Origin of the sequence: Pseudomonas zeae, assembly GCF_014268485.2 — a bacterium.
GTDB lineage: Bacteria > Pseudomonadota > Gammaproteobacteria > Pseudomonadales > Pseudomonadaceae > Aquipseudomonas > Aquipseudomonas neuropathica.
Genome location: NZ_CP077090.1, coordinates 6,277,018 through 6,302,915, shown reverse-complemented (window position 1 = coordinate 6,302,915; position 25,898 = coordinate 6,277,018). Strand labels below are relative to the sequence as shown.

Below are 25,898 nucleotides of genomic sequence, written 5' to 3'. Positions count from 1 at the left end.
GATTAAGGTCCTGTGGGAAGTTCGATGCGGGCGTGCCGAAGAAGTTTGTGATTGATCCGCATAAGTTTTTTAGTGCGGCGTAAGGCTTAAGCGCAATACAAAACGGCGACCTTAGGGTCGCCGTTTTTTGTGGGAAGGCAAAGTCAAAAGCTACCCTCACCCCAGCCCTCTCCCCGAGGGAGAGGGGGCCGACCGAGGTGTCTTGCGTCGTATATCGACCTGAAAGATCGAGTCGACTATGGATTCAGCGCAAGTCTTTCAAGTCGGTGTATTGCGTAAATATCCCACGGTCAGTCCCCTCTCCCTCTGGGAGAGGGCTAGGGTGAGGGGCTTTGCTTCAAAGGGTCGCCAACGTCCCTTGATACAGCACCGGCCCTGTCGGCTGCCCGGTCGGCGAACCACCTTTCGGCTCCAGACTCACTGCCAGCGCAATCGGTTTACCGATCAACGTTTTCTGCACCTCGCTCAGCTCAACCTTGCCTTTGCCTCCCGCCGGAATAACGCCGAGGGAAACCGGTTTGCCGTCAGCTGGAATCGCCCACAGTTCCAGGCTGCGATCCGCATCAACCGCCGCCAGCGTCAGCGGCTCAACTTGCAGATAATCCGCATGCGCTTCGACCTTCAGCGCCGGTTGCGCATCGGCGGTCAGCAGGGTGGCGCGGTAGCGGGCGTCGTCGCGGTTGTACAGCGAGCCGAGGAACACCAGCACGGCAATGGAGCAGATCGCAGCGGTGAGTCGCAGCCAGTTCCAGAATGGCCGTTTCTCAGGCACATGCAGAACCTGTGGTTCGATGCGCGCGGTGATGCCGTGCCACACGCGGTCGGGCACCGGATGTTCCGGCAGCGCTTCGGTGAGAGTGGCGAGGCTTTCCTGCCATTGCGCCAGTTCAGCCCTTAATGCCGCGTCATCCAGTAGCAATTGTTCAAAGCGCCGCCGCGCAGGTGCAGACATCAGGCCGATGGCGTAATCGGCAGCGAGGGCGCGGCGAAGGGCAGGGGTCTGGTAGTTCATGATTCAAGGCACCGGCGCAGGCGTTCCATACCACGGCGAATCCACGATTTGACTGTCCCCAGTGGCGTGGCGAGATGTTCGGCGAGTTCCGTGCACGACAATCCTTGAAAGTAGGCCACGGTGATTGACTGGCGCTGCATGCTTTCGAGGGTTTCGAGGCATCGGTTCAGCGCGTTGGCCTCGCGGGCGCTGTTCAGTTGCTCGTGAGCCGAGGGGCTTTCGTCCGGCAGTGTGTCCTGTTCCAGATCAGTCAGTGGCCTTTCGCGATGTTTACGCAACTGATCGATGGCCTGATTGCGGGTGATGTTGATCATCCAGGTCAGCGGCGCCGACAGGTGCGCTTCGTAGCGCGAGGCGTTGTTCCAGATGCGCACGAAGCTTTCCTGCAGCACTTCCTCGGCCAGATCGGTGCGGCGCATAAACCGCAGAGCGACACCATGCAGACGCGGGCCGACGCTGCGGTACAGCGTTTCGAAGGCGCGACGATCGCCCAGTGCACACTGGGCCAACAGCTGGCGCAACTGATCGGTGTCGGCGATGGAAATGACGACTCTCCAGGCAAAGGTAGAGCGACGAGGGCTGGGCTCGGACTGTTCACAGGCTAGTTCAGTGATAGCGGTTGTGCCATTCATCGCGAAGGTGTCCGGGATTTCACGTTTTATATACGCAGGCCGGACGAAAATGGATGCGCCGCGCCGGAACATGCCGGCGGATACCCGGTCAAACCGGCAGTTTCACTGCCCGTTCAACGGGTGGTTTTCACAGCGCAAGAGGATGTCTGAATGAAGATTTCACGCGGTATTGCCTTGGCTTCACTGATGACCCTTGCGGCCAGCCCGGTGTTCGCCGGTTTCAGTCTGGACGACGTGACCAAGGCGGCTTCGAGCATGCAGGGCGGCAATGCTGCCACCGCCGCGGCGCCGACCTCGGAAACCGCCGGTCTGCTGCAAGCCGTCACTGGTCTGGGGGTTACCCCGCAGCAAGCCGTCGGCGGCACCAGCGCCATGCTTGGCCTGGCCAAGAACCAGTTGAGCAGCACCGATTATTCACAGTTGGCCAAAGAAGTACCGGGCATCGACAAACTGTCGGGCGGTGGCGGCAACCTGGCGGCGCTGAGCGGCTTGTTGGGCTCGTCGGGCAAGTCAGCCGGACTCGAAAACGCGCTGGGCAACGTCAAGGACACCAATGACCTGAACAATGCCTTCGGCGCGCTGGGCATGGACAGTGGCATGGTTGGCCAGTTTGCCCCGGTGCTGCTCAAGTACTTGGGTGATCAGGGCGTCGGCGGCCCGCTGCTGCAAAGCCTCGGCAGCATCTGGGGCGCCGGCACCGGTAGCTGATTCAGCCGCGTTCGCCGCGCAGTTCGGCGATGCGCTGATCCTTCTCGTTCCAGAGCTGGTTGACCCAGCTCTGGACCGTCTGACGAAACGCCGGATCATTCTCGTAATCACCCTGCCACAGTGCCGGGTCGAGTTCGCGGGTCTTGATATCGACGATCACGCGCGGCACGTTGCCGCTGATCAAATCCCAGAAACCCGGGATGTTCGCCTGTGGATAAACCACGGTGACGTCGAGAATCGCATCCAGTTGTTCACCCATCGCCGCCAACACAAATGCCACGCCGCCAGCCTTGGGCTTGAGCAAGTGCTTGAACGGTGATTGCTGCTGGGCGCTTTTTGCCGCGGTGTAGCGCGTGCCTTCCAGATAATTGACCACGGTCACCGGCTGACGCTTGAACAGCTCGCAGGCCTGTTTGGTGATTTCCAGATCCTTGCCGGCCAGCTCCGGATGTTTTGCCAGAAATGCCTTGGTGTAGCGTTTCATGAAGGGGTAATCCAGCGCCCACCACGCCAGTCCGAGAAACGGCACCCAGATCAGTTCTTTCTTGAGGAAGAATTTGAAGAACGGCGTACGGCGGTTGAGGGTCTGGATCAGCGCCGGAATGTCGACCCACGACTGGTGGTTACTGACCACCAGATACGAAGTGTCACTGCGCAAGTCTTCGCCACCGCGAATGTCCCATTGGGTGGGGATGCACAGGCGGAAAATCAGCTTGTCGATCTCGGCCCAAGTCTCGGCGATCCACATCACCGCCCACGAGGCATAATCGCGCCAGCGGCCTGGTGCGATCAGTTTGAGCAGAGCAAATACCAGCAACGGCCCGATCAGGATCAGGGTGTTGAGCAACAGCAGCAGGGTGACGAAACAGCCGGTGAGCAGGCGGCGCATAAGCAACTCTTTGCAAACGGATGGGCGCGTCATGATAAGCAGCTTCGCGCGGCAGGCCAAATCGGTGGTGACGAATGTTTCACTTTTGGCTGGGTATGCTTTGCTCAAGCGTTGTGTTGAATGTGCTGGCCTCTTCGCGAGCAGGCTCGCTCCCACTCTGGATTCAGGTGCATTGAAAATGTGTGCTCAGTACAAAACCCTGTGGGAGCGAGCCTGCTCGCGAAAGCAATTTCAAGGCGAACGAATGAATCAATGGGTGTCTAAAATCCCAGTCTGCCGCCCTCATTTTCCAAGGAAGCCCCTTACGTGAAATCCCTCCTTGCACTGTTTGCCCTCGTCGCCCTGCCGGTCATGGCCGCCGAGCCGACCCTGTACGGGCGCTATGAATACATCGCGCTGCCGGAAATCGGTGGTGAAGTGCTCAAGGCCAAGATGGACACCGGTGCGCTGACCGCCTCGCTGTCGGCCAAGGACATCGAGACCTTCACCCGCGATGGCGACGAATGGGTGCGTTTCCGCCTCGGCACCAAGGACGCCAGTAACAAGGTCTACGAACACAAGGTTGCACGGATCAGCAAGATCAAGAGCCGCTCGGATGAAGAGGATGAGGGCGAAAGCACCGAAGTCGCCAAGCGCCCGGTGGTCGATCTGGAGCTGTGCCTGGGTAACGTCAAGCGTACCGTCGAGGTCAACCTGACCGACCGCAGCAACTTCAATTACCCGCTGCTGATCGGTGCCAAGGCCTTGCGCGAGTTCGGCGCGGCAGTGAACCCGGCGCGGCGCTTCACCGCCGACAAGCCGGACTGCTGAACCAAGTGGTCTCATTGACGTAACGTCAGGCTTGGGGCACCGTTCGCGCACCTAACCCACGGGCTCGGACGCCATGCCTCATATCCTGATTGTCGAAGACGAAGCGGCGATTGCCGATACGCTGATTTTTGCCCTGCAAGGCGAGGGGTTCGGCACCACGTGGCTGAGCCTCGGCGCGGCGGCGCTGGAGCATCAGCGGCAGACGCCGGCCGATCTGATCATCCTCGACATCGGCCTGCCGGACATCAGCGGCTTCGAGACCTGCAAGCAGTTGCGGCGCTTCAGCGACGTGCCGGTGCTGTTCCTCAGCGCCCGCGATGCCGAGATTGATCGCGTGGTCGGGCTGGAGATCGGCGCCGACGACTACGTGGTCAAGCCGTTCAGCCCGCGTGAAGTCGCGGCGCGAGTGAAGGCCATCCTTAAACGCATGGCGCCGCGTCCAGTGATTGAAGCCTCTTCGGCGCTGTTTCGCATCGATCCCGAGCGGATTCAAATCATTTATCGCGGCCAGACGTTAAGCCTGACCCGCCACGAATTCCGCCTGTTGCAATGCCTGCTCGAACAACCCGAACGGGTGTTCAGCCGTGAGCAATTGCTCGATGCGCTGGGCGTCGCTGCCGACGCCGGCTACGAGCGCAGCATCGACAGTCATATCAAAAGCGTGCGCGCCAAACTGCGTCTGGTGCGGGCCGACGCCGAGCCGATCCAGACCCATCGCGGCCTCGGTTACAGCTACAGCCCGGGGCACAGCTGATGTCGCTGGGGCTGCGGATCTTTCTGGTGTATGTGCTGTTTGTCGGCCTCACCGGTTACTTTGTGCTCAACACGGTGATGGAAGAAATCCGCCCCGGCGTGCGCCAGTCCACCGAAGAAACCCTGGTCGATACCGCCAACCTGATGGCGGAAATCCTCCGTGATGATTTCAAGGCCGGCACCCTTAGCGAGAACCGCTGGCCCGAGTTGCTGCGCGCCTATGGCGAGCGCCAGCCGCAAGCAACGATCTGGGGCTTGCCGAAAAACCAGGTCAACCACCGTATCTACGTCACCGACGCGAAAGGCATCGTCGTGCTCGATTCCAGTGGTGTCGCGGTCGGTCAGGATTACTCGCGCTGGAACGACGTCTACCTGACCCTGCGCGGTGAGTACGGCGCACGTTCGAGCCGCAGTGATCCGGATGACGCCAGCTCGTCGGTGATGCACGTCGGCGCGCCGATCCGCGACAACGGCCAGATCATCGGTGTGGTCACCGTGGCCAAGCCGAACAGCTCATTGCAGCCCTACGTCGATCGCACCGAACGGCGCTTGCTGTTTTACGGCGCCGGGTTGATCGGCCTAGGTCTGCTGTTTGGTGCTTTGTTGTCGTGGTGGCTGAGCCGTGCGCTGCACCGTCTGACCGGTTATGCACAGGCGGTGAGCGAAGGCCGGCGGGTGGAAGTGCCGCATTACCGTGGCGGTGAACTGGAACAACTGGCTACCGCCGTGGAACAAATGCGCACGCAACTGGAAGGCAAGGCCTATGTCGAGCGTTATGTGCACACGCTGACCCATGAACTGAAAAGTCCGCTGGCGGCGATTCGCGGTGCGGCGGAGTTGCTGCAAGGCGACATGCCGGCGGTTCAGCGCCTGCGCTTTGTCGGCAACATCGACAGCGAAAGTGCGCGGATGCAGCAGTTGATCGAACGGTTGCTGAATCTGGCGCAGGTGGAACAACGTCAGGGCCTTGAAGAGCGGGTCGCCGTGCCGTTGGCCGTGTTGGTCGATGAGTTGCTGCAAGGGCAGGCGGCGCGGATTGAAGGTAAGCAGTTGCGCATCCAACAGACGATTGCCGCGGATCTGCTGTTGATTGGCGAGCCGTTTCTGTTGCGTCAGGCGTTGGGCAATCTGCTGGAAAACGCACTGGATTTCACCCCGGTTGAGGGGCTGCTGCGGTTCAGTGCCGAGCGGGTTGGCGAGCAAATCGAATGTCGATTGTTCAATGAGACGGCGCCGATTCCCGATTACGCTTTGCCGCGGTTGACCGAGCGTTTTTACTCATTGCCGCGCCCGGACAGTGGGCGCAAAAGCACGGGGTTGGGGCTTAACTTCGTTGAAGAAGTGATCAAGTTGCATGGTGGGGCGATGCAGATTCGCAATGTTGAAAACGGGGTTGAAGTGACATTGCGCTTGCCTTGATACCGAGTTGCGGCCATCGCGAGCAGGCTCACTCCTACAGGGGAGCGCATTCCAAATGTAGGAGTGAGCCTGCTCGCGATAGGGCCGGTGAAGTCTCCACACAATCTCCACATTCCCCCCACAAAACCCCCACACCCACTCAGCAGACTCTGCCCATCCAAACAGGGAGAGTCCCATGAACAAGAATCTGACGATAAAGCTCGGCGCCATCGCCCTGCTGATCCTGCTGTTGCTGATCCCGCTGCTGATGATCGACGGCGTCATCGACGAGCGCCAACAGCTGCGCGACGGTGTGCTCGAAGACATTGCCCGCAGCTCCAGCTACAGCCAGCAACTGAGCGGCCCGGTGATGGTGGTGCCGTATCGCAAAGTGATTCACAACTGGAAAACCAACGATAAAACCAACCAGCGTTACGACGAACCGAGCGAAGAGCGCGGCCGTTTGTACTTCCTGCCGGAGCGTTTCGAACTCGACGGCCAGGTGCAAACCGAACTGCGTGCGCGGGGCATTTATGAGGCGCGGCTGTTCCACGCCGATAACCGCATCAACGGCCATTTCTCATTGCCGGCGCAATTGGGCATCAAGGAAGACTTCAGCGACTACCAGTTCGATGCACCGTTTCTCGCGGTCGGTATCAGCGATATTCGCGGTATCGAAAATGCGCTGAAACTCGAGCTCGATGGCCAGCGCCTCGATTTCGTTCCGGGTACGCAAGTCGGTTGGCTCGGTGAAGGTGTGCGGGTCACGCTGCCGTTGCTCGACACCAGTAAAACCACGGAACTGAGCTTCGGCTTCGACCTGCGTCTGCAAGGCACCGGTTCATTGCAGGTGCTGCCGGTGGGCAAGAGCAGCAGCGTCAGCCTCACCGCCAACTGGCCGCATCCAAGTTTTGTCGGCAACTTCCTGCCGGGCAAACGTGAAATCAATGATCAAGGTTTCAGCGCCGATTGGCAGACCACGTTTTTCTCCACCAACCTGCAAGATGCTATGAGCCGCTGCGTGAGCAGCAATGATTGCGAGGCGTTCAACGGTCGCAGCTTCGGTGTGAGCTTTATCGATCCGGTGGATCAATATCTGAAGAGTGACCGGGCGATCAAATATGCGCTGCTGTTCATTGTCCTGACGTTCGCTGGTTTCTTCCTGTTCGAAGTGCTCAAGAGTCTGGCCGTGCACCCGGTGCAATACGCGTTGGTCGGTGTGGCGCTGGCGTTCTTTTATCTGTTGTTGCTGTCGTTGTCGGAACACATCGGCTTCGCCCTGGCGTATCTGTTGTCGGCCAGTGCTTGTGTGGTGTTGATCGGGTTTTATGTCTGCCATGTGCTACGCAGTGTGCGTCACGGTTTGAGCTTTTCGGCGGGGCTGGCGGCGTTGTATGGCCTGCTCTATGGCTTGCTGAGTGCCGAGGATTACGCGTTGTTGATGGGCTCGTTGTTGCTGTTCGGTCTGCTCGGTGTGTTCATGGTGCTAACGCGCAAGCTGGATTGGTACGGGATTGGGCAGAAGCCGGGCAAGCCGTTGGAGTTTGATGTGGGGGCGATGCAATGAGCCGGTCGCTGGGCTTGCGTGAGGATCGGTGCTGGAAGGATGAGTTGCTGACGCGGATTATCGGGTTTTTGCCTGTGGAACCGAGGTGGTGCATTCGCGAGCAGGCTCGCTCCCACAGGATGGGTGTTGGAACAGAGATTTCTGCCATAGCCAAAAACAATGTGGGAGCGAGCCTGCTCGCGAAGAGGCCGGAACAAGCGCCGCCGATTTAAGGCTTGGGCATCGTGGCGATCATGGAAGGTCGCTGACTCACTTCAAAGAACCAGTTGGCCAATTGCGGGTTGGCATCCCGCCAGCCCAGATCCGGGAAGCGCAAATCGAGATAACCCAGCGCACACGCCACGCTGATCGCCGCCACATCAAAGTGGCTGGTCAGCTCGGCAATCGCGTCGCGCTCCAACACTGCGAGGGCGCGGCGGATCTTGTCACGCTGAGCCTCGAGCCATTCGTCCCAATGCTTTTCCGGCGCGCGCAGGACCATTTCATAACGCACCATCACCGACGCATCCATGATCCCGTCGGCCATCGAGGCCAGGGTCAGACGCCGCCAGCGGGCCGCGCCTTCGCGGGGGATCAGCGGATTGCCGACGTGTTGTTGATCGAGGTATTCGAGGATCACGCGGCTGTCATGGATGACGTTGCCATCGGCCAGGCGCAGGGCGGGGATCTTGCCCAGCGGGTTGTCGACATTGAGCTCAGCGCTCGGGCTGACCGGGCTGAGCACGCAATCTTGCAAAGAGACGCGATCCTGCTGGCCGGTTTCGTGCAGCAACACCATCACTTTGCGCACGAACGGGGAGAGCGTGTTGTGGTACAGGGTCATGCTGGGGGCGGACATTGGTAAACCTCGGTGATCGTCGAAGAGCAGGAGGTTAGCCTAGCCAGATGCGGCGAGGCTGGCGAGGAATTGATGGTGTAATTACTGCCGCCTTCGCGAGCAAGCTCGCTCCCACAGGGGAACGCATTTCAAATGTGGGAGCGAGCTTGCTCGCGAAGGGGCCATCCCAGGCAACACAGATTTCACCCGCGCAGCAACAATCCTCTTATGGCCAGAAACGCCGGCACACCCAGCCCAACCCAGCTCAACGCATCCCAAACCCCATCCCCAAGCAACGCCGCAAACAACCCCGCTGCACTGAGCAACGCAATTACGATCGGCGTGCTGAACACCTTCCAGAAACTCGACTGACGCGGCTTCATGCAGAGGCCTCCGCCGTTTCCAGCACAGGCCTGGCCGCTCTGCGCCGAACCACCCACAAATACACGCCACTGCCGAGCACAATGATGGTCAGCACATCAAGCGTGGCCCAGAGAATCTTCATCGGCATGCCGCCGTAATCACCGAAGTGCAGCGGCTGCGACATGCCCATGGCGTCCATGTACCAGGGCCGTTCGGCCACGGCGGTGACCTGCAGCGTGGTCGCATCGATCAGCACCGGCGTCAGCAGATGCGAAGTCAGGTGCGTGCCGCCCTTCATGAACACCGAGTAATGGTGTTCGCTGGAAAAGCGTGTGCCGGGGAAGGCAATGAAATCCGGTTTCATCTCCGGCGCAACTTCAGCAGCGATATCGAGCAAACGCGTGGCCGGCGCCAGATGTGTCAGTGGCGGGGCATCGCGATAAGGTGCGATCAAGGTGTTCAGTGCATCGTTGCGCCAGGCCGCGATCAACAAGTCGGCGCACGCGCTGATCACGCCGGTCACGCCCACCACCAGCGCCCAGGTCAGGGTGACGACACCGATCAGGTTGTGCAGGTCGAGCCAGCGCAGGCGGGTGGATTTGTCCTGACGCACGGTGCCGAACTTCAAGCGGCGCATGAACGGCAGGTACAACACTGTCCCGGATACGATGGCCACGACAAACAGCAGTCCCATGAACGCCAGCAGCAACTTGCCCGGCAGCCCGGCGAACATGTCGACATGCAGGCGCAGGATGAACAGCATCAAGCCGCCATTGGCCGAAGGCGTTTCCAGCGCTTCCCCGGTTCGCGCATCGAGCATGAACGTGTGCGAGGAATTCGGTTCGGTGCCGGCGGTTTTCGCCATGATCGTCAGCACGGCGTTCGGCTCATCGTCGTCGAAACCGAAATACTGCACCACGTCATCCGGGCGATGTTTTTCGGCGGCTTGCACCAGTTGCGCCAGATTCAGGCGAGGCGTGTCGGCCGGCATCTCGCGCACTTGGGGCGCATCGCCGAGCAGGTGCTCGATCTCGTGATGGAAGATCAACGGCAGACCGGTCAGTGCCAGCATCAGCAAAAACACCGTGCAGATCAGGCTGGTCCAGGTGTGGATGAACGACCAGCGGCGGATTGTTTTACTTTTCATTTCATGACCTTCAAAAACACCAAAGCCGTCCCCGAGGGACGGCCTGGTCACAGGGCCTGTTTCAGCTCAAGCGCTTACCACTTGTAAGTGGCGCTGGCGACGACACTGCGCGTGTCGCCGTAGTAGCAGTAGAAGCTGTCGCAGGTGGAAATGTATTCCTTGTCGAACAGGTTGGTCGCGTTGAGTGCCAGCGACGCGCCTTTGAGGCTGTTGTCCAGGCGGCCGAGGTCGTAATGCACCGAAGCGTCGAACACGGTGTAGGCGTCCGCCTTGCCCAGCCAGGTATTGGCCTTGTCGCCGTAGGTGTTGCCGGTGTAACGCACGCCACCGCCAATGCCGAAGCCGTCGAGCACGCCGGCGTGCCAGGTGTAGTCAGTCCACAGCGACGCTTGCTGGTTCGGCATCAGTTGCAGGCGATTGCCCTTGTCGACGCCATTTTGTACTTCCGATTTTGCCAGGGTGTAGGCAGCGATGACTTTGAGGTTGTCGGTGACGTCGGAAACCGCTTCCAGCTCCAGGCCTTTGACTTTCACTTCGCCGGTCTGGCTGGTGATGGACACATTGTTGACGAAGGTGTTGACCGAAACGTTCTTCTGGGTGAGGTCGTATACGGCAGCGGTCAGCAGGGTTTTGCTGCCCGGTGGCTGGTACTTGATGCCCAGTTCCCACTGCTTGCCTTCGGTCGGCTTGAGCGAACCGGTCGAGGTGGCGTCGGCGCCCGTGGTCGGCTGGAAGGATTCGGCGTACGACAGGTACGGCACGAAACCGTTGTCGAAGACGTAGCTGAGCGCGGCGTTGCCGCTGAAGGCCTTGTCACGCTGGGTGTTGGTGGCATCGCCCTTGTTGATGAACTGGGTGCTGGTGTGCACCCAGTCTTCACGGCCACCGAGGGTCAGGCGCCACTGGTCGAGGGCCATCTGATCCTGGATGTACAGGCCGGTCTGGTAGGTCTTCTGGTCGTAATCGTAAAACGCGGTGGAGCGCGCTGGACGAATGATCGGCTGGCCGTAGATCGGGGTGATCACATTGGTGCCCGGAGTGGTATCCGAAAAGCCGAAGATCGAGGTGTAGTTGGTGTTGCTGCGCTGATGGTCCAGGCCCAACAACAGAGTGTGGCGGATATCGCCAGTGGCGAAGTCGGCCTGGAAGTTGTTGTCCACGGCGAACTGGCTGATGTCTTCTTCGACGCTGGTGCTGGTGCGCCCGACGTTGCCTTGATCATCCACTTCGGTGAACGGGTAGGAACCCGGCGTCAGCGACTGGAACGACAGGTCCGACTTGGTGTAGCGCAGGTTCTGCTTGAACTGCCAGACATCGTTCAGACGATGTTCGAAGGCATAGCCCAGCGCGTAGTAGGTGCGATCGTAATATTCCCAGTCCGGATCACCCAGATTCTTGTGGTGGGAAATATCACCGAACGGCGATTTGATCTTGGTGCCCTGCACCGGCAGGAACTGGCTGGTGATGCCGGTATCGTCGCGGGTGAACTGGCTCAGCAGGGTGAGCTTGGTGTCGTCGTCGATGTTCCAGGTCAGGCTCGGCGCGATGTTGTAGCGCTTGTTGTCGACGTGATCGACCTGCGTGCCGCTGTCGCGCACCACACCGCTGAGGCCATAGAGAAACTGGCCAGCGTCGTCAATTTTGCCGGTGCTGGCGAAGTTGATCTGACGGTGGTTGTCGCTGCCGTATTGCAACTGGATTTCGCTGCTGGCTTCAGCACTTGGGCGACGGCTGACCATATCCAGCAGGCCACCCGGTGGCGTCTGGCCGTAAACCGAGGAGGCCGGGCCGCGCAGCAGGGCGAGGCGGTCGAGGTTCCAGGTTTCCTGTTTCGGGTTGGCGTACACGCCTTTTGGCAGTGGCAGGCCGTCGAGGAACTGGGTCGGTTCGAAACCGCGCACACGCAACCAGTCGGCACGGGTGTCGCTGCCGTAGCTGCTGGCGGTGATACCCGGCATGTAGCGCACGGCGTCATCGAGGCTGTGCACGCTGCGGTCGTCCATTTGCTGGCGAGTCGCGACGGAGATCGAACGCGGCGCTTCGACCAGTGCGGTGTCGGTCTTGGTGCCAGCGGCGGTGCGGGTGGCGGTGTAGCCCTCGACCGGGCCCCAGGCGCTTTCGAAGTTTTCTACACCGATGACGGAAGTTTCCGGCAGGGCCAACGTCCCTTCAGGCACGGCAACCAGGGTGTAGGTGCCGGTATTGCTTTGTTCCAGTTGCAGACCGGTGCCACGCAGGGCCGCGCGCAAGGCACCGGCCGCATCGTACTGGCCATTGACCGGTGCCGAGGTCTTGCCCGCCGCCAGCGACGGATTCAGCGACAGCGCAATGCCGCCCTGGCTGGCGATCTGGTTCAGGGTGGTCGACAGTGGCGCCGCCGGCAGGTTGTAGGCGCGCACGCTGGACGCTTGTTCAGCGGCGAGCAACGGACTGCTGATCAGCGGCGCGCTGAGCGCGATGGCGACGGCCAGCAGACCGGGGCGCAACAAGGTGTCTAGCGAACGGGACATACGGCGGCTCCTGAATGGAAATATTTCTCAATTGCCTGTGTGCCGGATGAAATTCGAAAAGTGATAGGGCTGGATGAAAATAATTTCGATTAACTGGAGGTAGTGTTGTGGAGGATGACGCCTTCGCGAGCAGGCTCGCTCCCACACTTGGAATGCATTCTCCTGTGGGAGCGAGCCTGCTCGCGAAAGCGGTGGTTCTGCCGGCCTGTTATTCAGGCTTTATATCGGCCTTAGCGACTGTGACCCAATACGGCGTATGCCGCTCGATCTGCACCGGCAGGGTCGGCAGCAATGCGCTCAGGGCCTTATCGGTGTCATGCAGCGGGAAGCTACCGGTAATCCGCAGGTCAGCCACGTCCGGCGCCACGCCCAGATGCCCGCGACGATAACGCCCGAGTTCGTGCACCAGATCGCCCAACCGCGCGTTATCGACCACCAGCATGCCGCGCGTCCAGGCATCGGCGCCGGGGTTGAGCGCGACGATCGAACCCAATCCATCACGGCGCAGCAGCACTTGCTGGCCTTCATGGAGAATTTGCTCTTCAGGGTTGGATTGCGGGTGCGCCGCGACCGCCGACTGCAACACACTCAGGCGCGTGCCTTGGTCTTCACGCTTGACCAGGAACCGCGTACCCAGCGCGCGCATGCTGCCTTCGCGGGTTTCGACGATAAAGGGTCGCGCATCGCCATGCCCGGTTTCGACGAGAATTTCGCCTTCCTGCAACACGATCAACCGGCGCTTGCCATCGAACCGCACATCCACCGCACTGTGGGTGTTCAGATTCAACACAGTGCCGTCCGCTAGACGCACAGTGCGCTGCTCACCGGTCGCGGTGCGTTGATCGGCGAGCCAGTAATCCAGTGGCAGAAAGCGTTCGCTGGCGAACAGCCCCACACCGACCAGCACCACAACGCTGGCCAGCCCGCTGCCCAGTCTGCGCACCCGGAGGCGAATGCCTTCGCGCGACTGCAGCAAGGCACTGCGGGCCGGACCTTTGGCCACGCTGAAGCGCTGATCGAGCATGCCCAGTTGCCGCCACGCGCGGGCGTGTTCTTCATGGGCCGCATGCCATTTGGCGAATTCCTCGCGCTCCAGCGGGCTGCTCGAATCGAGGGTCAGTTGCCAGGCAATCGCCGCGTCCAGCACATGCGCCGGCACCGGTCTGGAACCGGCCGGGCTCACGTCGGCTCACCGTACAGCGCGATGTAGCACTGACGAATGCCTTGCGCCAGATACTGGCGCACGCGCGGCACCGAGACGCCAAGCTTGTCGGCGATCTCGGCATGGCTGAGGCCATCGAGGCGGTTATAAAGGAACGCGGCGCGGGCCTTGGTCGACAGTTTGCCGAGCAAGCGGTCGATGGCTTTGAGGTCTTCGAGAATCATTTGCTGTTCTTCCACCGACGGTTGTTCGCCTTCGGGGATCAGCATCAGTTCGGTGAGGTAGGCCTGTTCCAGCGCCGCACGGCGGAAGTAGTCGAACAGCAAGCCTTTGGCGATCGCCACCAGAAAGGCGCGCGGCTCACGGGGTGTCAGCATGTCGTCGCGACCGAGCAAGCGGACGAAGGTGTCCTGACTGAGGTCCTCGGCACGTTGCGGGCAGGCCACATTGCGCCGCAGCCACGCCAGCAGCCAACCGCGATGGTCACGATACATCGCACCGACGAGCTCACTGTTAGGGCTTGGGACTGACGACACCGGACATCACCGATTGGGAAATATTAACTAACGCGAATTGTTCGCGATTGTGGCAGAGGTGGGAATGGTTAGCAATTGGCCACTGGTCAGGTGGGCATGTAAAGGCAGACCCTCACCCTAGCCCTCTCCCAGAGGGAGAGGGGATCGATCGGGGGATATTCTGGAGGTACACCGACCTGAGCGAACTTCAGGGAATCCATAATCGACCCGATTTCTCAGGTCGATGAAGAGCCCGAGACACCTCGGTAGGCTCCCTCTCCCTCTGGGAGAGGGCTGGGGTGAGGGCGATGGATCTTGGACTTGACTCAATTTCAGAACGAAGGCGCCTGCTGCCGCCGCTTCCACTGACTCAACCGCTGCTGCAAATTCAACGGACTATGAATCTGCTGCCCCCGCGCCCGGCTGAACAGAATCAACGCCAACTCCGCAGTGGCCAGCGCATCGGCGCTCGCGTTATGCCGCTCGAACACCTCAAGCTTGAACCACTCAATCCACTCATCCAGCCCGGCCTCACGAATGTTCGCTTGCGGGCACACTAGCGGTGCAATGTCGGCGACATCCAGGAACACCTGCTGCAACTTGTGCCCCAGATGTTCCTTCAGCGCACGCCCGAGCATGTGCTGATCAAACGGCGCATGAAACGCCAGCACCGGGCTGTCGCCGATAAATTCCATGAGTTCCAGCAACGCCTCGACCGGCTCACTGCCCGCCGCAATCGCATTCGGCCCCAACCCGTGAATCAACACGCTCGGACTGAGCTTCAGCTCGCGACATTGCAGCGTGCGTTCGAACTGCTGACTGAAATCGATCGCGCCGTCCTCGATCACCACCGCGCCAATCGACAACACACGGTCCTTGTTCAGATTCAGCCCGGTGGTTTCCAGATCCAGCACCACCCAGCGTTGTTCGCGCAACGTGCATTCGCGCAGCTCGGTGATCGCTGGCAGCTTCGCCAGACGCTGTTGCCACTCCACCGGCAATACCGGGCTGGCCGGACGCAGCCACGAGAACAGGCTCATAGCTGATACCGCAACATCAGGCTGCTTTGCAGACGCTGGGCCTGGCGCAGGGATTCACGCAGGATGCGCCGGTCGAGGTGATTGAGGCTGTCCGGGTCAACGCGGTTGGAATAGGGCAGGTTCTCCCGCGTCTGCAGTTGATGCTGTTGCATGCGCGTTTGCTGAATGAAGTGATAGGCCTCTTCATACGCCGCGCCATCCAGTCGCTCGATGACTTCTTTCTCGACCAACTGACGGAAGCGCTCGAGGGTATTGTTGGCGTCGATGCCGTTGGCCAGCGCGAGCAAGCGTGCGCCATCCACGAACGGCGTCAGCCCCTGCACCTTGAGGTCCAGCGTGGCTTTTTCGCCATTCTTGCGCGCCAGCACAAACTCGCGGAAACGCCCCACCGGTGGACGGTTGCGCAGGGCGTTCTCGGCCATCATGCGCTGGAACAAACGGTTGTCACCGACCTGATCGAGAATGCCGCGGCGCAATTGTTCGCAGCCTTTTTCATCGCCCCAGACCACGCGCAGATCGAAGTAAATACTCGAACCGAGCAGATTCTCCGGCGTCGCCTCACGAATGAACGCCGCAAAACGCCGCGCCCATTCTGCTCGTGACAGACACAGCTCGGGATTGCCGGCCATGATGTTGCCCTTGCACAGAGTGAAACCGCACTGCGCCAGACTCTGGTTGATCTGCTGGGCAATCGGCAGCAGCTTGCCGCGAATCTCCGCTGCATGCGCAGCATCGCGGGCGTCGAACAGAATGCCGTTGTCCTGATCGGTGTGCAGCGTCTGCTCGCGACGGCCTTCGCTGCCGAAGCACAACCAACTGAATGGCACGCCGGGATCGCCTTTTTCCGCGAGGGTCAGTTCGATCACGCGGCACACGGTGTGGTCGTTGAGCAGGGTGATGATGTAGGTGATCTGCGTCGAGGACGCGCCGTGGGCGAGCATGCGTTCGACCAGTTGGCCGATCTCACCGCGCAGGCCGACCAGTTGTTCGACGCGCTGGGCGCTGCGAATCGTCCGGGCCAGGTGCACCAGGTCGACCCGTTGCAGGGAAAACAGATCGCGCTCGGAGACCACGCCACACAAACGCTGATCCTTGACCAGACAGACGTGGGCGATATGCCGTTCGGTCATGGCAATCGCCGCATCGAACGCACTGTGATCCGGCGAAAGATAAAAGGGCGAAGGCGTCATGTGGCGCTCGATAGCCTCGCTGAAATCACCGACGCCCGCTGCCACGACATGACGCAGATCGCGCAGGGTGAAAATGCCCAGTGGCGCCTTGTGTGCATCCACTGCAACGATGCTGCCGACCTGCTGCTCGTGCATCAGCTTCACCGCTTCACGCAATGGCGTGTCGGGGCTGCAGGTGACCGGGTGACGCATCGCCAGTTCGCCCAGTCGGGTGTTCAGCGAATACTGGGTGCCAAGGGTTTCCACGGCTTTCTGCTGCACTTGCTGATTGACTTGATCCAGCAGGCTGCTGACCCCGCGTAACGCGAAGTCGCGGAAGGCGTTGGAGAGGGCGAACAGCTTGATGAATGCCAGTTTGTTCAGTTGCAGGCAGAAGGTGTCTTCGCCGGCCAGGTGTTCGGTGCGGGTCGCGCGTTCGCCGAGCAACGCGGCCAGCGGAAAGCATTCGCCGGTGGTGATTTCAAACGTGGTCTCGGTGCCGGGCTTGGTGATGTGCTGACGTTCGCCGACCACCCGACCTTGCTTGACGATATAGAAGTGTTCAACCGGGCCGTCGGCGGGTTTGATGATGCTTTCGCCCTGGCCGTAGAAACGCAGCTGACATTGTTCCACCAGATAAGCCAGGTGGGCGTATTCCATCTGATTGAAGGGCGGGAAGCGCTGGAGGAATTGCAGGGTGCCCTGAATGTTCTGCAATACCGCGGTTTTCCCTGCCTGGGTGAAGGCGTCCGCTTTACTCATAACCATTACCGCAGTCTTTTTCGAATTGTTGTTGTCGGATCGTTGCAGCCATGGTCGACCCCTGCGGGCGGGGTGCCCATTGGACGTAAGTCTAGGTTTGAGCTGCCGTTGGGCACATTTGGGAAGTGCCCTACAAAAACAGTCGGAAATTCGCCCGCCAGCCTCTTGGAAAAAAATCCGACGAAGTGCACATTGAAGCTCTGCTTAGCGATGTCTGACGACTGTGCCAGGTGATTGATTTGAAAACGTAGAGAACGCCATGTCCGACCACGATATTTTGAGCGACGCCGAGCGTGAAGCGCTCAGCGCTGTAATGCTCGAACCCGATTTGCCGCCGCAGCGTGTACTGATCGTCGATGACGACAAGGACGCCCGGGAGCTGTTGTCGGAGATTCTCGCGTTGGATGGCATTCGTTGCATGACCGCTGCCAGTGGTGAGACGGCGCTGAAGATGCTCGAAGAAAAACCGTCGATCGGGCTGGTGATTACCGATCTACGCATGGGCCATGTCGGTGGCCTTGAGCTTATTCGCCAGGTGCGTGAATCGGTAAGGGCGGCGCTGCCGATCATCATCGTGTCCGGCGATGCGGATGTGAAAGATGCGATTGCGGCGATGCATTTGAGCGTGGTGGATTTTTTGCTCAAGCCGATTGATACGGGCAAGTTGTTGGCGTTGGTGAAACATGAATTGGGTATCGAGCCTTAGAAGCCCCTCACCCTAGCCCTCTCCCAGGGGGAGAGGGGACTGACCGCGGTGGATGTGCAAGGTCCACCGACTTGAAATTCCTAAGTCGAACTCAGATTTTGAAAAGCACCAATATCTGCTCCCTTTCTCCTCAACCCTTGGCAATTCCTGAGCCGAGCTCAGATTTTGATAAGCATATAAATCTGCTCCCTTTCCCCCTCTACTCTTGGCAATTCCTGAGCCGGGCTCAGATTTTGAAAAGCACATAGATCGGCCCCCTTTCCCCCTCTACCCCTTGGGGGAGAGGGCTGGGGTGAGGGGGATGGATCTCAAGCCCGCCACAAAAATCCAATCCACAGCACAAACAAAAAAGCCCTGATCTTTCGATCAGGGCTTTTTCATGTCCGGCATTCAGCGCAAGTTACAGGCCGTTGGCCTTCTTGAACTCGCGACGACGACGGTGCAGCACCGGCTCGGTGTAGCCGTTCGGCTGTTTGGTGCCTTCGATCACCAGTTCGACCGCCGCCTGGAAGGCGATGTTACTGTCGAAGTTCGGTGCCAGCGGACGGTACAGCGGGTCGTTGGCGTTCTGACGATCCACCACCGGCGCCATGCGCTTGAGGCTTTCCATCACTTGCGCTTCGGTGACGACACCGTGGCGCAGCCAGTTGGCGATGTGCTGGCTGGAGATACGCAGCGTGGCACGGTCTTCCATCAGGCCGACGTCATTGATGTCCGGCACTTTCGAGCAGCCCACACCCTGGTCGATCCAGCGCACCACATAACCAAGAATGCCCTGGGAATTGTTGTCCAGTTCGTTCTTGATCTGCTCTGGCGTCCAGTTCGGATTGACCGCCAGCGGGATGGTCAGGATGTCGTCCACCGAGGCGCGAGCACGTTTGGCCAGTTCGGCCTGACGGGCGAACACGTCGACCTTGTGGTAGTGCAGCGCATGCAGCGCAGCAGCAGTCGGCGACGGCACCCAAGCGGTGTTGGCACCGGCCAACGGGTGCGCGATTTTCTGCTCAAGCATCGCGGCCATCAGGTCGGGCATCGCCCACATGCCTTTACCGATTTGCGCGCGACCTTGCAGGCCGGTGCTCAGACCGATATCGACGTTCCAGTTTTCGTAAGCGCCGATCCACTTCTCAGCCTTCATGTCGGCCTTGCGTACCACCGGGCCGGCTTCCATGGAGGTGTGGATTTCGTCGCCAGTGCGATCGAGGAAACCGGTGTTAATGAACACCACGCGCTCGCTGGCCGCCTTGATGCAGGCCTTGAGATTGACCGTGGTGCGGCGCTCCTCGTCCATGATCCCGACTTTCAGCGTATTGCGCGTAAGGCCCAACACGTCTTCGATGCGACCGAACAGCTCGTTGGTGAACGCTGCTTCTTCCGGGCCGTGCATCTTCGGTTTAACGATGTAGACCGAACCGGTGCGGGTGTTGCGGCGCGAAGTGTTGCCGTTGAGGTTGTGCATCGCCGCCAGGCAAGTGACCAGACCGTCGAGGATGCCTTCCGGAACTTCGTTGCCGTCTTTGTCGAGGATCGCGTCGATGGTCATCAAGTGGCCAACGTTGCGCACGAACAGCAGTGAACGACCGTGCAACGTCACTTCACCGCCATTTGGCGCGGTGTAGGTGCGATCCGGGTTCATGGTGCGGGTGAAGGTCTGACCGCCCTTGGAAACGGATTCCGACAGATCGCCCTTCATCAGGCCGAGCCAGTTACGGTAGATCACCACTTTGTCGTCGGCATCGACGGCGGCCACGGAGTCTTCGCAGTCCATGATGGTGGTCAGCGCTGCTTCCATCAGGATGTCTTTGACGCCGGCCGCGTCGGTCTGGCCAACCGGGGTAGTGGCGTCGACCTGGATTTCGAAGTGCAGACCGTTGTGTTTCAGCAGAATGGCGATTGGCGCGTTGGCGTCGCCCTGGAAACCGATCAGTTGTGCATCGTCGCGCAGGCCGGTGTTGCTGCCGCCCTTGAGGGTGACCAGCAGTTTGCCGTCAGCGATTTTGTAGGCGGTCGAATCGACGTGGGAGCCAGCAGCCAATGGTGCGGCTTCGTCGAGGAAGGCACGGGCGAAGGCGATGACTTTGTCGCCACGCACCTTGTTGTAGCCTTTGCCTTTTTCCGCGCCACCGTCTTCGCTGATCGCGTCGGTGCCGTAGAGGGCGTCATACAGCGAACCCCAGCGGGCATTCGAGGCATTGAGAGCGAAGCGGGCGTTCATCACGGGCACAACGAGTTGCGGACCGGCGGTACGGGCGATTTCATCATCGACATTTTGCGTCGTTGCCTGGAAATCAGCCGCTTCTGGCAGCAGATAACCGATTTCTTGCAGGAAGGCTTTATAGGCCACGGCGTCGTGCGCCTGACCGTTGCGTTCCTGGTGCCAGGCATCAATGCGAGCCTGGAAGTCATCGCGTTTGGCGAGTAGGGCTTTGTTCTTCGGCGCCAGGTCATGAATGACCTTGTCGGCACCTTCCCAGAATTTTTCGGCGGTGAGGCCGGTACCGGGAATGGCTTCGTTGTTCACGAAGTCGAACAGGACTTTGGCGACCTGCAGGCCACCGACTTGAACGTGTTCAGTCATTGCTTGCCTCACTCTGCTCAGCTATTTCGCTTTTCAGCTCTTCAATTTGACAATGAAGCCTCTGGCCATTTAAACCACAAACCTGCCGACCAGTACATGCCATTGCTGGCGGCTGGGCTGGGACCAATCAACGGCTTGGGGCCTTGCTGACGGGGCTTTCAGGGTTGCGAACAGGCTTTGGGCAGACATCGATTCAGCGTTATGTAGTGCGCGCTGCGGCATACTACATGATGAGTTGCGCTTGTGAAAATCAGACTAATTACGTCGTTCTGCGACCTCATGTCGCATTGCGGTCACATCGCGGAACGGGATGTTCTCAAAAAACAGATGGATTGTTCCAGCTAAATATAAAAAGTTGTACACGATTTGTTGTTTCGGGCGTCTGAGGCGGCGGACCATCCCTTGCCTATACTTCCCCTTCTACAACAAAAGTCATGACAAGAGGGCTGCGCCATGGACCATCTCGTACTCACCGTATTCGCCCCGGACAAGCCTGGGCAGGTCGAGCGCATCGCCCAATGCATTGCCGAACACGGCGGTAACTGGCTGGAAAGCCGCATGTCGCGGATGGCCGGGCAGTTCGCCGGGATTCTTCGGGTCGGGGTGCCGGCAGAGGCTTACGACGAATTAGTCGATGCCTTACAAGCATTGTCGACGCACGGCATTCGCGTGCTGATCGCCGAGAGCGGTATCGAACAATCCTGTACCTGGAAGCCGATCGCCATGGAGTTGGTGGGCAATGACCGGCCCGGTATCGTCCGCGACATCACCCGGCTGTTGAGCGAGCAGGGCGTCAACCTTGAGCGGCTGGTGACTGAAGTGCGTCCGGCACCGATGAGCAGCGAACCGCTGTTCCACGCCGAAGCGATTCTCGCGGTACCGCTAACCCTGTCGCTGGATGTATTGCAGTCGCGGCTGGAAACCCTGGCTGATGATCTGATGGTCGAACTGGTGTTACGCACAGACAGTTAAGCGCTGACCGGGTTATCCAGTTTTAACGTGCACCTGCCTGTGGATAACCTGTAGAGACCGGGCGCAGCGTCAGGCCGGCCGGGGCTTGCGCGGAGCTGATCAAAAAATCGCCAACATTCAGTGACTTGCACACAAACGGCGGGGATCACGCTGTGGATAACCTTGGGAAGGAACGATGCAGGCCACGAGAACCGTGGCCTGTAAGGGTTTGTACGTTTTTTGATCAGCTACGCCGGCGCAAACTGATCACGGCATCGACGCTGTAAACGGCCAGGCCGGCCCAAATGAAGATAAACGCCACCAGTGTGCTGGACGATAGATGCTCACCGAACAGCAGCACGGCTTGCAGCAGCACCAAAGTCGGCGCCAGGTATTGCAGGAAGCCGATGGTGGTGTAGGGCAAGTGACGCGTGGCAGCGTTGAAACACACCAGCGGCACCAATGTCACCGGGCCGGCTGCTACCAGCCACCAGGCTTGCGAGGTGGTCCAGAACTCCGGTTGGGCGCTGGTCGCGGTCTGATTGAACAGCAGCCAGGCAATCGCGATCGGTACCAGCATCCAGGTTTCCACCACCAGCCCCGGTAACGCCTTGACCGGCGCCTGTTTGCGGATCAGACCGTAGAAGCCGAACGTCAACGCCAGCACCAGCGATACCCACGGCAGACTGCCGACCTGCCAGACCTGCTGCGCCACACCAACCGCCGCCAGGCCGACCGCGAGCCACTGCATCCGCCGCAAGCGTTCACCGAGAATCAACATCCCCAGCAGCACGTTTACCAATGGGTTGATGTAGTAGCCGAGGCTCGCTTCGAGCATGCGCCCGTTATTCACCGACCACACGTAGGTCAGCCAGTTGGCCGCGATCAACGTGCCGCTCAGGGCCAGAATCGCCAGGCGTTTAGGGTTGTCGAGCAGTTCGCGCAACCAGCCTGGGTGTTTCCACACCATCAGCAACAACGCACCAAACAGCGCCGACCACAACACTCGATGGATGATGATTTCAACGGCCGGCACTTCGGCGATGGCTTTGAAGTAGATCGGGAACAGGCCCCAGATGATGTAGGCGCTCAGGCCCAGAATGTACCCGCGACGCGGGTTGGCGGCTTGCATGCAGAATCCTTGCTTAGGCAGCTAACAAAGGAGGGATTGTAAGGAGATTTGTCTACGAATGCCGTAGCGCAATGGTCGGGAAATTGTGAACACCGGACAATTGTGGGAGCGAGCCTGCTTGCGAAGGCGTCGTTTCAGTCGACATCACTGTTGAATGTCAGTCCGTATTCGCGAGCAGGCTCGCTCCCACAAGGATATTGGTGGATCAGAAGAGTTTCAGTGGCTCTTCATTCAGCGCGGACAGTTGCTCACGCAACGCCAACACTTGATCACCCCAATAACGCTCGGTACCAAACCACGGAAAACTGTGCGGGAACGCCGGGTCATCCCAGCGCCGCGCCAGCCAGGCGCTGTAGTGCATCAGGCGCAAGGCGCGCAGCGGCTCGATCAGTGCCAGTTCGCGCGGATCGAAGTCGTGGAACTCGTTATAGCCGTCCATCAATTCCGACAGTTGTCCGAGGCATTCCTGACGATCACCGGCGAGCATCATCCAGATGTCCTGCACCGCTGGGCCCATGCGGCAGTCGTCGAGGTCGACGATGTGGAACATCTCGTCACGGCACATCATGTTGCCGGGGTGGCAATCGCCGTGCATGCGGATGTTCTGGTGCGGTGTGTTGGCGTAGGCATCTTCCACGCGTTTGAGCAGGTCGCGGGCGACGGACTCGTAGGCCGGCAGCAGGCTTTTCGGAATGAAGTTGCCTTCGAGCAAGGTGTTCAGCGAAGCGTGGCCGAAGTTCTGCACCGCGAGGGCTTCACGGTGTTCGAACGGCTTGGTCGCGCCGACCGCGTGGATGCGCCCGAGCAACTGGCCGAGGCGATACAACTGATCAAGGTTGCCCGGCTCCGGCGCCCGCCCGCCGCGACGCGGGAACAGAGTGAAGCGAAAACCGGCATGCTCGTGCAGGGTTTCGCCGTTGTGGATCAGCGGCGCTACCACCGGGATGTCGACGTTGGCCAGTTCGAAGGTGAATTGATGTTCTTCGAGGATGGCTTCGTTGGTCCAGCGTTGCGGGCGGTAGAACTTGGCGATCAGCGGTTCGGAGTCTTCGATGCCGACCTGATAGACGCGGTTTTCGTAGCTGTTGAGCGCCAGAATGCGCGCATCACTGAGAAAGCCGATGCTTTCAACGGCATCGAGCACGAGGTCGGGGGTAAGGGTTTCAAACGGGTGGGCCATGCTGACTCCTGCGCGCAGCAGGCTGCCGCGTCCGGCCCAGCATGGTAGCGCAGATGGCAGCGGGGGAGGTGGTTGGTGTCTGTGCTGACGCTATCGCGAGCAGGCTCACTCCTACAGGGGAACGCACGCATTCCAAATGTAGGAGTGAGCCTGCTCGCGATGAGGGCCTGTCAGGCGCCGACGATTCCACCATCCTCGCGAGTGATCGCCATCACCGAAGACCGCGGCTTGCCATTCGGCAGATGCTCGGGGAAGGTCGAACCGCCGTTCTCCCCCGGATGCTGAATCCCGACAAACAGGGTTTTCTGATCCGGCGAAAAGCTGATTCCCGTCACCTCACAACCAATCGGCCCGACCATGAATCGGCGAATTTCACCGGTCTTCGGATCGGCGCAAAGCATCTGGTTATTGCCCATCCCGGCGAAGTCGCCGGTGTTGCTCGAATCACCGTCGGTGAGAATCCACAAGCGTCCGGCCTTGTCGAAACCCAAGCCATCCGGGCTGTTGAACATGTTCTGCGGGGTGATGTTCTTTGAGCCGCCCTTCGGCGTCCCTGCATGCACGCCCGGGTTGCCAGCGACCACAAACAGATCCCAGGCAAACGTCTTCGAGGCGTGATCGTCACGGTCGGTGCGCCAGCGCAGAATCTGCCCGTAGACGTTTTTCTCGCGCGGGTTCGGCCCGCCCACCGGCTGCCCGTCTTCGCCGCGCTTGGCGTTGTTGGTCAGGGTGCAATAGACCTGACCGTCCTTCGGACTGACGACGATCCACTCCGGACGGTCCATGCGCGTCGCGCCAACCACGCTGGCGGCGAGGCGCGCGTGGATCAGCACTTCGGCCTGATCGGCGAAACCGCTGCTGGCGTCGATGCCGTTTTTGCCGTGGGTCAGTTCGATCCACTGGCCCTGGCCTTTCGGGTGGTCGGGGTTGCTGTCGCCATTATCGAACTTGGCCACGTACAGGGTGCCGTGATCGAGGATGTCGCGGTTGGCCTTGGCGTTGCGATGGTTGATGCGGTCGCGGCTGACGAATTTATAGATGAACTCGCCACGCTCGTCGTCGCCCATGTACACCACGGCGCGACCGTCGTCGGTCTCGGCCAGTGCGGCGTTTTCATGCTTGAAGCGGCCCAGCGCTGTGCGCTTGACCGGGGTCGATTGCGGATCGAACGGATCGATCTCGACCACCCAGCCGTGTCGGTTGAGTTCGTTGGGGTTTTTCGCCATGTCGAAGCGCGGGTCGTACGGGTGCCAGTTGATCTCGCGGCTGGCGACGGAGACACCGTAACGCTTCTGCGCCGGGTCGAACTGTTGCTGGGCATTGCTGCTGCCGAAACAGTCGGTGAAGTTTTCTTCGCAGGTCAGGTAAGTACCCCACGGCGTTTTGCCGTTGGCGCAGTTCTGGAAGGTGCCGAGGACTTTCTTGCCGTGTTTGTCGGCCGCCGTTTTCATCAAGTCGTGACCGGCCGCCGGGCCGCTGATGCGCAGCGGTGAGTTGCCGTGAATGCGGCGGTTGTAGCGCGAACCCTGAACGAACTGCCATTGACCGTTCTTGCGTTGCACTTCAATCACCGAGACGCCTTCGCAGGCCAGCGCCTTGCGCACGTCTTCGGCCGATTGCGGCATGCCGCCGTGCGGATAGAGGTAGCGGTAGTTGGTGTATTCGTTGTTGATCGCCATCAGCGCGCGATTGCGGTCGTCGGGGAAGGCGAACAGGCTCATGCCGTCGTTGTTGTCGCCGAATTGCACTTCTTGTGCGGCAGCGGTGCCGTTGCCACTCGGGTCGAAGGCCGGGCCGTTCTTTTGCAGGGGCTGGCCCCAACTGATCAGCACCGAAGACTTGTAGCCTTTGGGCAGTGTGATGACGTCGGTGGTTGCCGCCGGAATACTCTCGAAACCGAGCAGACGGCTGTTGCCGGCACTGACGCCAGTGGCCAGCGCGCTGCGGCTCAACAGGCTGCCGCCGAGGAACATCGCCGCGCCGCACAGCGCACCGGCGCCGATGAAACCGCGACGGCTGAGGCCGACCATTTTTTCCAGGTCAGTGGATTGGTTTTCTTCTAATAGGCTCACATCAGGCTCCCTGCTTGGTTTTGGC

General features: G+C 60.1%; 22 protein-coding genes. 7 read left to right on the top strand and 15 right to left on the bottom strand.

Annotation, left to right across the window (positions count from 1 at the left end; translation table 11 throughout):
- Positions 1–337: 337 nt before the first annotated feature.
- Positions 338–1,012, bottom strand: coding sequence for an anti-sigma factor (locus HU754_RS27805; RefSeq protein WP_186619977.1), 675 nt, complete (start codon positions 1,010–1,012; stop codon positions 338–340).
- Positions 1,009–1,644 carry an RNA polymerase sigma factor gene (locus HU754_RS27800; RefSeq protein ID WP_093429918.1) on the bottom strand — a complete coding sequence of 212 codons (636 nt, stop codon included), beginning with the start codon at positions 1,642–1,644 and terminating at the stop codon, positions 1,009–1,011. Before HU754_RS27800 ends, HU754_RS27805 begins: the two co-directional genes overlap by 4 nt.
- Positions 1,645–1,794: 150 nt before the next feature.
- Between HU754_RS27800 and HU754_RS27795 the strand changes: the two genes are divergently transcribed.
- The gene (locus HU754_RS27795; RefSeq protein ID WP_099757364.1) at positions 1,795–2,352 is read left to right on the top strand and encodes a DUF2780 domain-containing protein; all 558 of its coding nucleotides are present in this window, start codon (positions 1,795–1,797) and stop codon (positions 2,350–2,352) included.
- A 1-nt stretch (position 2,353) separates the two neighbouring features.
- Here HU754_RS27795 and yihG read toward each other — a convergent pair whose 3' ends face one another.
- Positions 2,354–3,241 carry a 1-acylglycerol-3-phosphate O-acyltransferase, YihG family gene (yihG, locus tag HU754_RS27790; protein ID WP_116254358.1) on the bottom strand — a complete coding sequence of 296 codons (888 nt, stop codon included), beginning with the start codon at positions 3,239–3,241 and terminating at the stop codon, positions 2,354–2,356.
- Between the two features lie 306 nt (positions 3,242–3,547).
- On the opposite strand from yihG, the gene rloA2 reads away from it, so the two are divergent.
- From rloA2 to creD, 4 genes are all read left to right on the top strand, one after another.
- A complete protein-coding gene (rloA2, locus tag HU754_RS27785) occupies positions 3,548–4,051 on the top strand; it encodes a retropepsin-like aspartic peptidase RloA2 (RefSeq protein WP_007909997.1) in 504 nt (167 codons plus the stop codon).
- Positions 4,052–4,124: 73 nt separating this feature from the next.
- Complete coding sequence (gene creB, locus HU754_RS27780) at positions 4,125–4,805, top strand: two-component system response regulator CreB (RefSeq protein WP_186619975.1); 681 nt, start codon at positions 4,125–4,127, stop codon at positions 4,803–4,805.
- Positions 4,805–6,223: a two-component system sensor histidine kinase CreC gene (gene creC, locus HU754_RS27775; protein ID WP_186619974.1), complete on the top strand. Its 1,419-nt coding sequence runs from the start codon at positions 4,805–4,807 to the stop codon at positions 6,221–6,223. Before creB ends, creC begins: the two co-directional genes overlap by 1 nt.
- Before the next feature lie 175 nt (positions 6,224–6,398).
- The gene (gene creD / locus HU754_RS27770; protein WP_186619973.1) at positions 6,399–7,769 is read left to right on the top strand and encodes a cell envelope integrity protein CreD; all 1,371 of its coding nucleotides are present in this window, start codon (positions 6,399–6,401) and stop codon (positions 7,767–7,769) included.
- Between the two features lie 208 nt (positions 7,770–7,977).
- Here the strand turns inward: creD and HU754_RS27765 are convergent, their stop codons facing one another.
- The 8 genes from HU754_RS27765 to HU754_RS27730 form a co-directional block, all read right to left on the bottom strand.
- Positions 7,978–8,607, bottom strand: a complete 630-nt coding sequence (locus HU754_RS27765; protein ID WP_093429925.1) for a glutathione S-transferase — start codon at positions 8,605–8,607, stop codon at positions 7,978–7,980.
- A gap of 182 nt (positions 8,608–8,789) precedes the next feature.
- Positions 8,790–8,969: a hypothetical protein gene (locus tag HU754_RS27760; RefSeq protein ID WP_186619968.1), complete on the bottom strand. Its 180-nt coding sequence runs from the start codon at positions 8,967–8,969 to the stop codon at positions 8,790–8,792.
- Positions 8,966–10,096 carry a PepSY-associated TM helix domain-containing protein gene (locus HU754_RS27755; RefSeq protein WP_186619966.1) on the bottom strand — a complete coding sequence of 377 codons (1,131 nt, stop codon included), beginning with the start codon at positions 10,094–10,096 and terminating at the stop codon, positions 8,966–8,968. Before HU754_RS27755 ends, HU754_RS27760 begins: the two co-directional genes overlap by 4 nt.
- 74 nt (positions 10,097–10,170) lie before the next feature.
- Positions 10,171–12,606, bottom strand: a complete 2,436-nt coding sequence (locus HU754_RS27750) for a TonB-dependent siderophore receptor (RefSeq protein WP_186619964.1) — start codon at positions 12,604–12,606, stop codon at positions 10,171–10,173.
- Between the two features lie 208 nt (positions 12,607–12,814).
- Positions 12,815–13,789: a FecR domain-containing protein gene (locus HU754_RS27745; RefSeq protein WP_186619962.1), complete on the bottom strand. Its 975-nt coding sequence runs from the start codon at positions 13,787–13,789 to the stop codon at positions 12,815–12,817.
- Positions 13,786–14,262 (bottom strand): RNA polymerase sigma factor, encoded by a 477-nt coding sequence (locus tag HU754_RS27740; protein ID WP_189661312.1) that lies wholly within the window; start codon positions 14,260–14,262, stop codon positions 13,786–13,788. Before HU754_RS27740 ends, HU754_RS27745 begins: the two co-directional genes overlap by 4 nt.
- Before the next feature lie 353 nt (positions 14,263–14,615).
- A complete protein-coding gene (locus HU754_RS27735) occupies positions 14,616–15,323 on the bottom strand; it encodes a 3'-5' exonuclease (protein WP_186619960.1) in 708 nt (235 codons plus the stop codon).
- Positions 15,320–17,254: a putative nucleotidyltransferase substrate binding domain-containing protein gene (locus tag HU754_RS27730; RefSeq protein ID WP_302473218.1), complete on the bottom strand. Its 1,935-nt coding sequence runs from the start codon at positions 17,252–17,254 to the stop codon at positions 15,320–15,322. Before HU754_RS27730 ends, HU754_RS27735 begins: the two co-directional genes overlap by 4 nt.
- Before the next feature lie 259 nt (positions 17,255–17,513).
- On the opposite strand from HU754_RS27730, the gene HU754_RS27725 reads away from it, so the two are divergent.
- Positions 17,514–17,960, top strand: coding sequence for a response regulator (locus tag HU754_RS27725; protein ID WP_034155034.1), 447 nt, complete (start codon positions 17,514–17,516; stop codon positions 17,958–17,960).
- A 400-nt stretch (positions 17,961–18,360) separates the two neighbouring features.
- Here HU754_RS27725 and HU754_RS27720 read toward each other — a convergent pair whose 3' ends face one another.
- Positions 18,361–20,538: a malate synthase G gene (locus HU754_RS27720; protein ID WP_186619956.1), complete on the bottom strand. Its 2,178-nt coding sequence runs from the start codon at positions 20,536–20,538 to the stop codon at positions 18,361–18,363.
- 453 nt (positions 20,539–20,991) lie between these two features.
- Between HU754_RS27720 and HU754_RS27715 the strand changes: the two genes are divergently transcribed.
- Positions 20,992–21,510 carry a glycine cleavage system transcriptional repressor gene (locus tag HU754_RS27715; RefSeq protein ID WP_093429935.1) on the top strand — a complete coding sequence of 173 codons (519 nt, stop codon included), beginning with the start codon at positions 20,992–20,994 and terminating at the stop codon, positions 21,508–21,510.
- A gap of 223 nt (positions 21,511–21,733) precedes the next feature.
- Here HU754_RS27715 and rarD read toward each other — a convergent pair whose 3' ends face one another.
- The 3 genes from rarD to HU754_RS27700 form a co-directional block, all read right to left on the bottom strand.
- Positions 21,734–22,621 (bottom strand): EamA family transporter RarD, encoded by an 888-nt coding sequence (rarD, locus tag HU754_RS27710; protein WP_093429936.1) that lies wholly within the window; start codon positions 22,619–22,621, stop codon positions 21,734–21,736.
- A 205-nt stretch (positions 22,622–22,826) separates the two neighbouring features.
- The gene (locus HU754_RS27705) at positions 22,827–23,801 is read right to left on the bottom strand and encodes a serine/threonine protein kinase (RefSeq protein ID WP_093429937.1); all 975 of its coding nucleotides are present in this window, start codon (positions 23,799–23,801) and stop codon (positions 22,827–22,829) included.
- Between the two features lie 170 nt (positions 23,802–23,971).
- Positions 23,972–25,873, bottom strand: coding sequence for a PhoX family protein (locus tag HU754_RS27700; protein WP_116254369.1), 1,902 nt, complete (start codon positions 25,871–25,873; stop codon positions 23,972–23,974).
- Positions 25,874–25,898 lie beyond the last annotated feature (25 nt).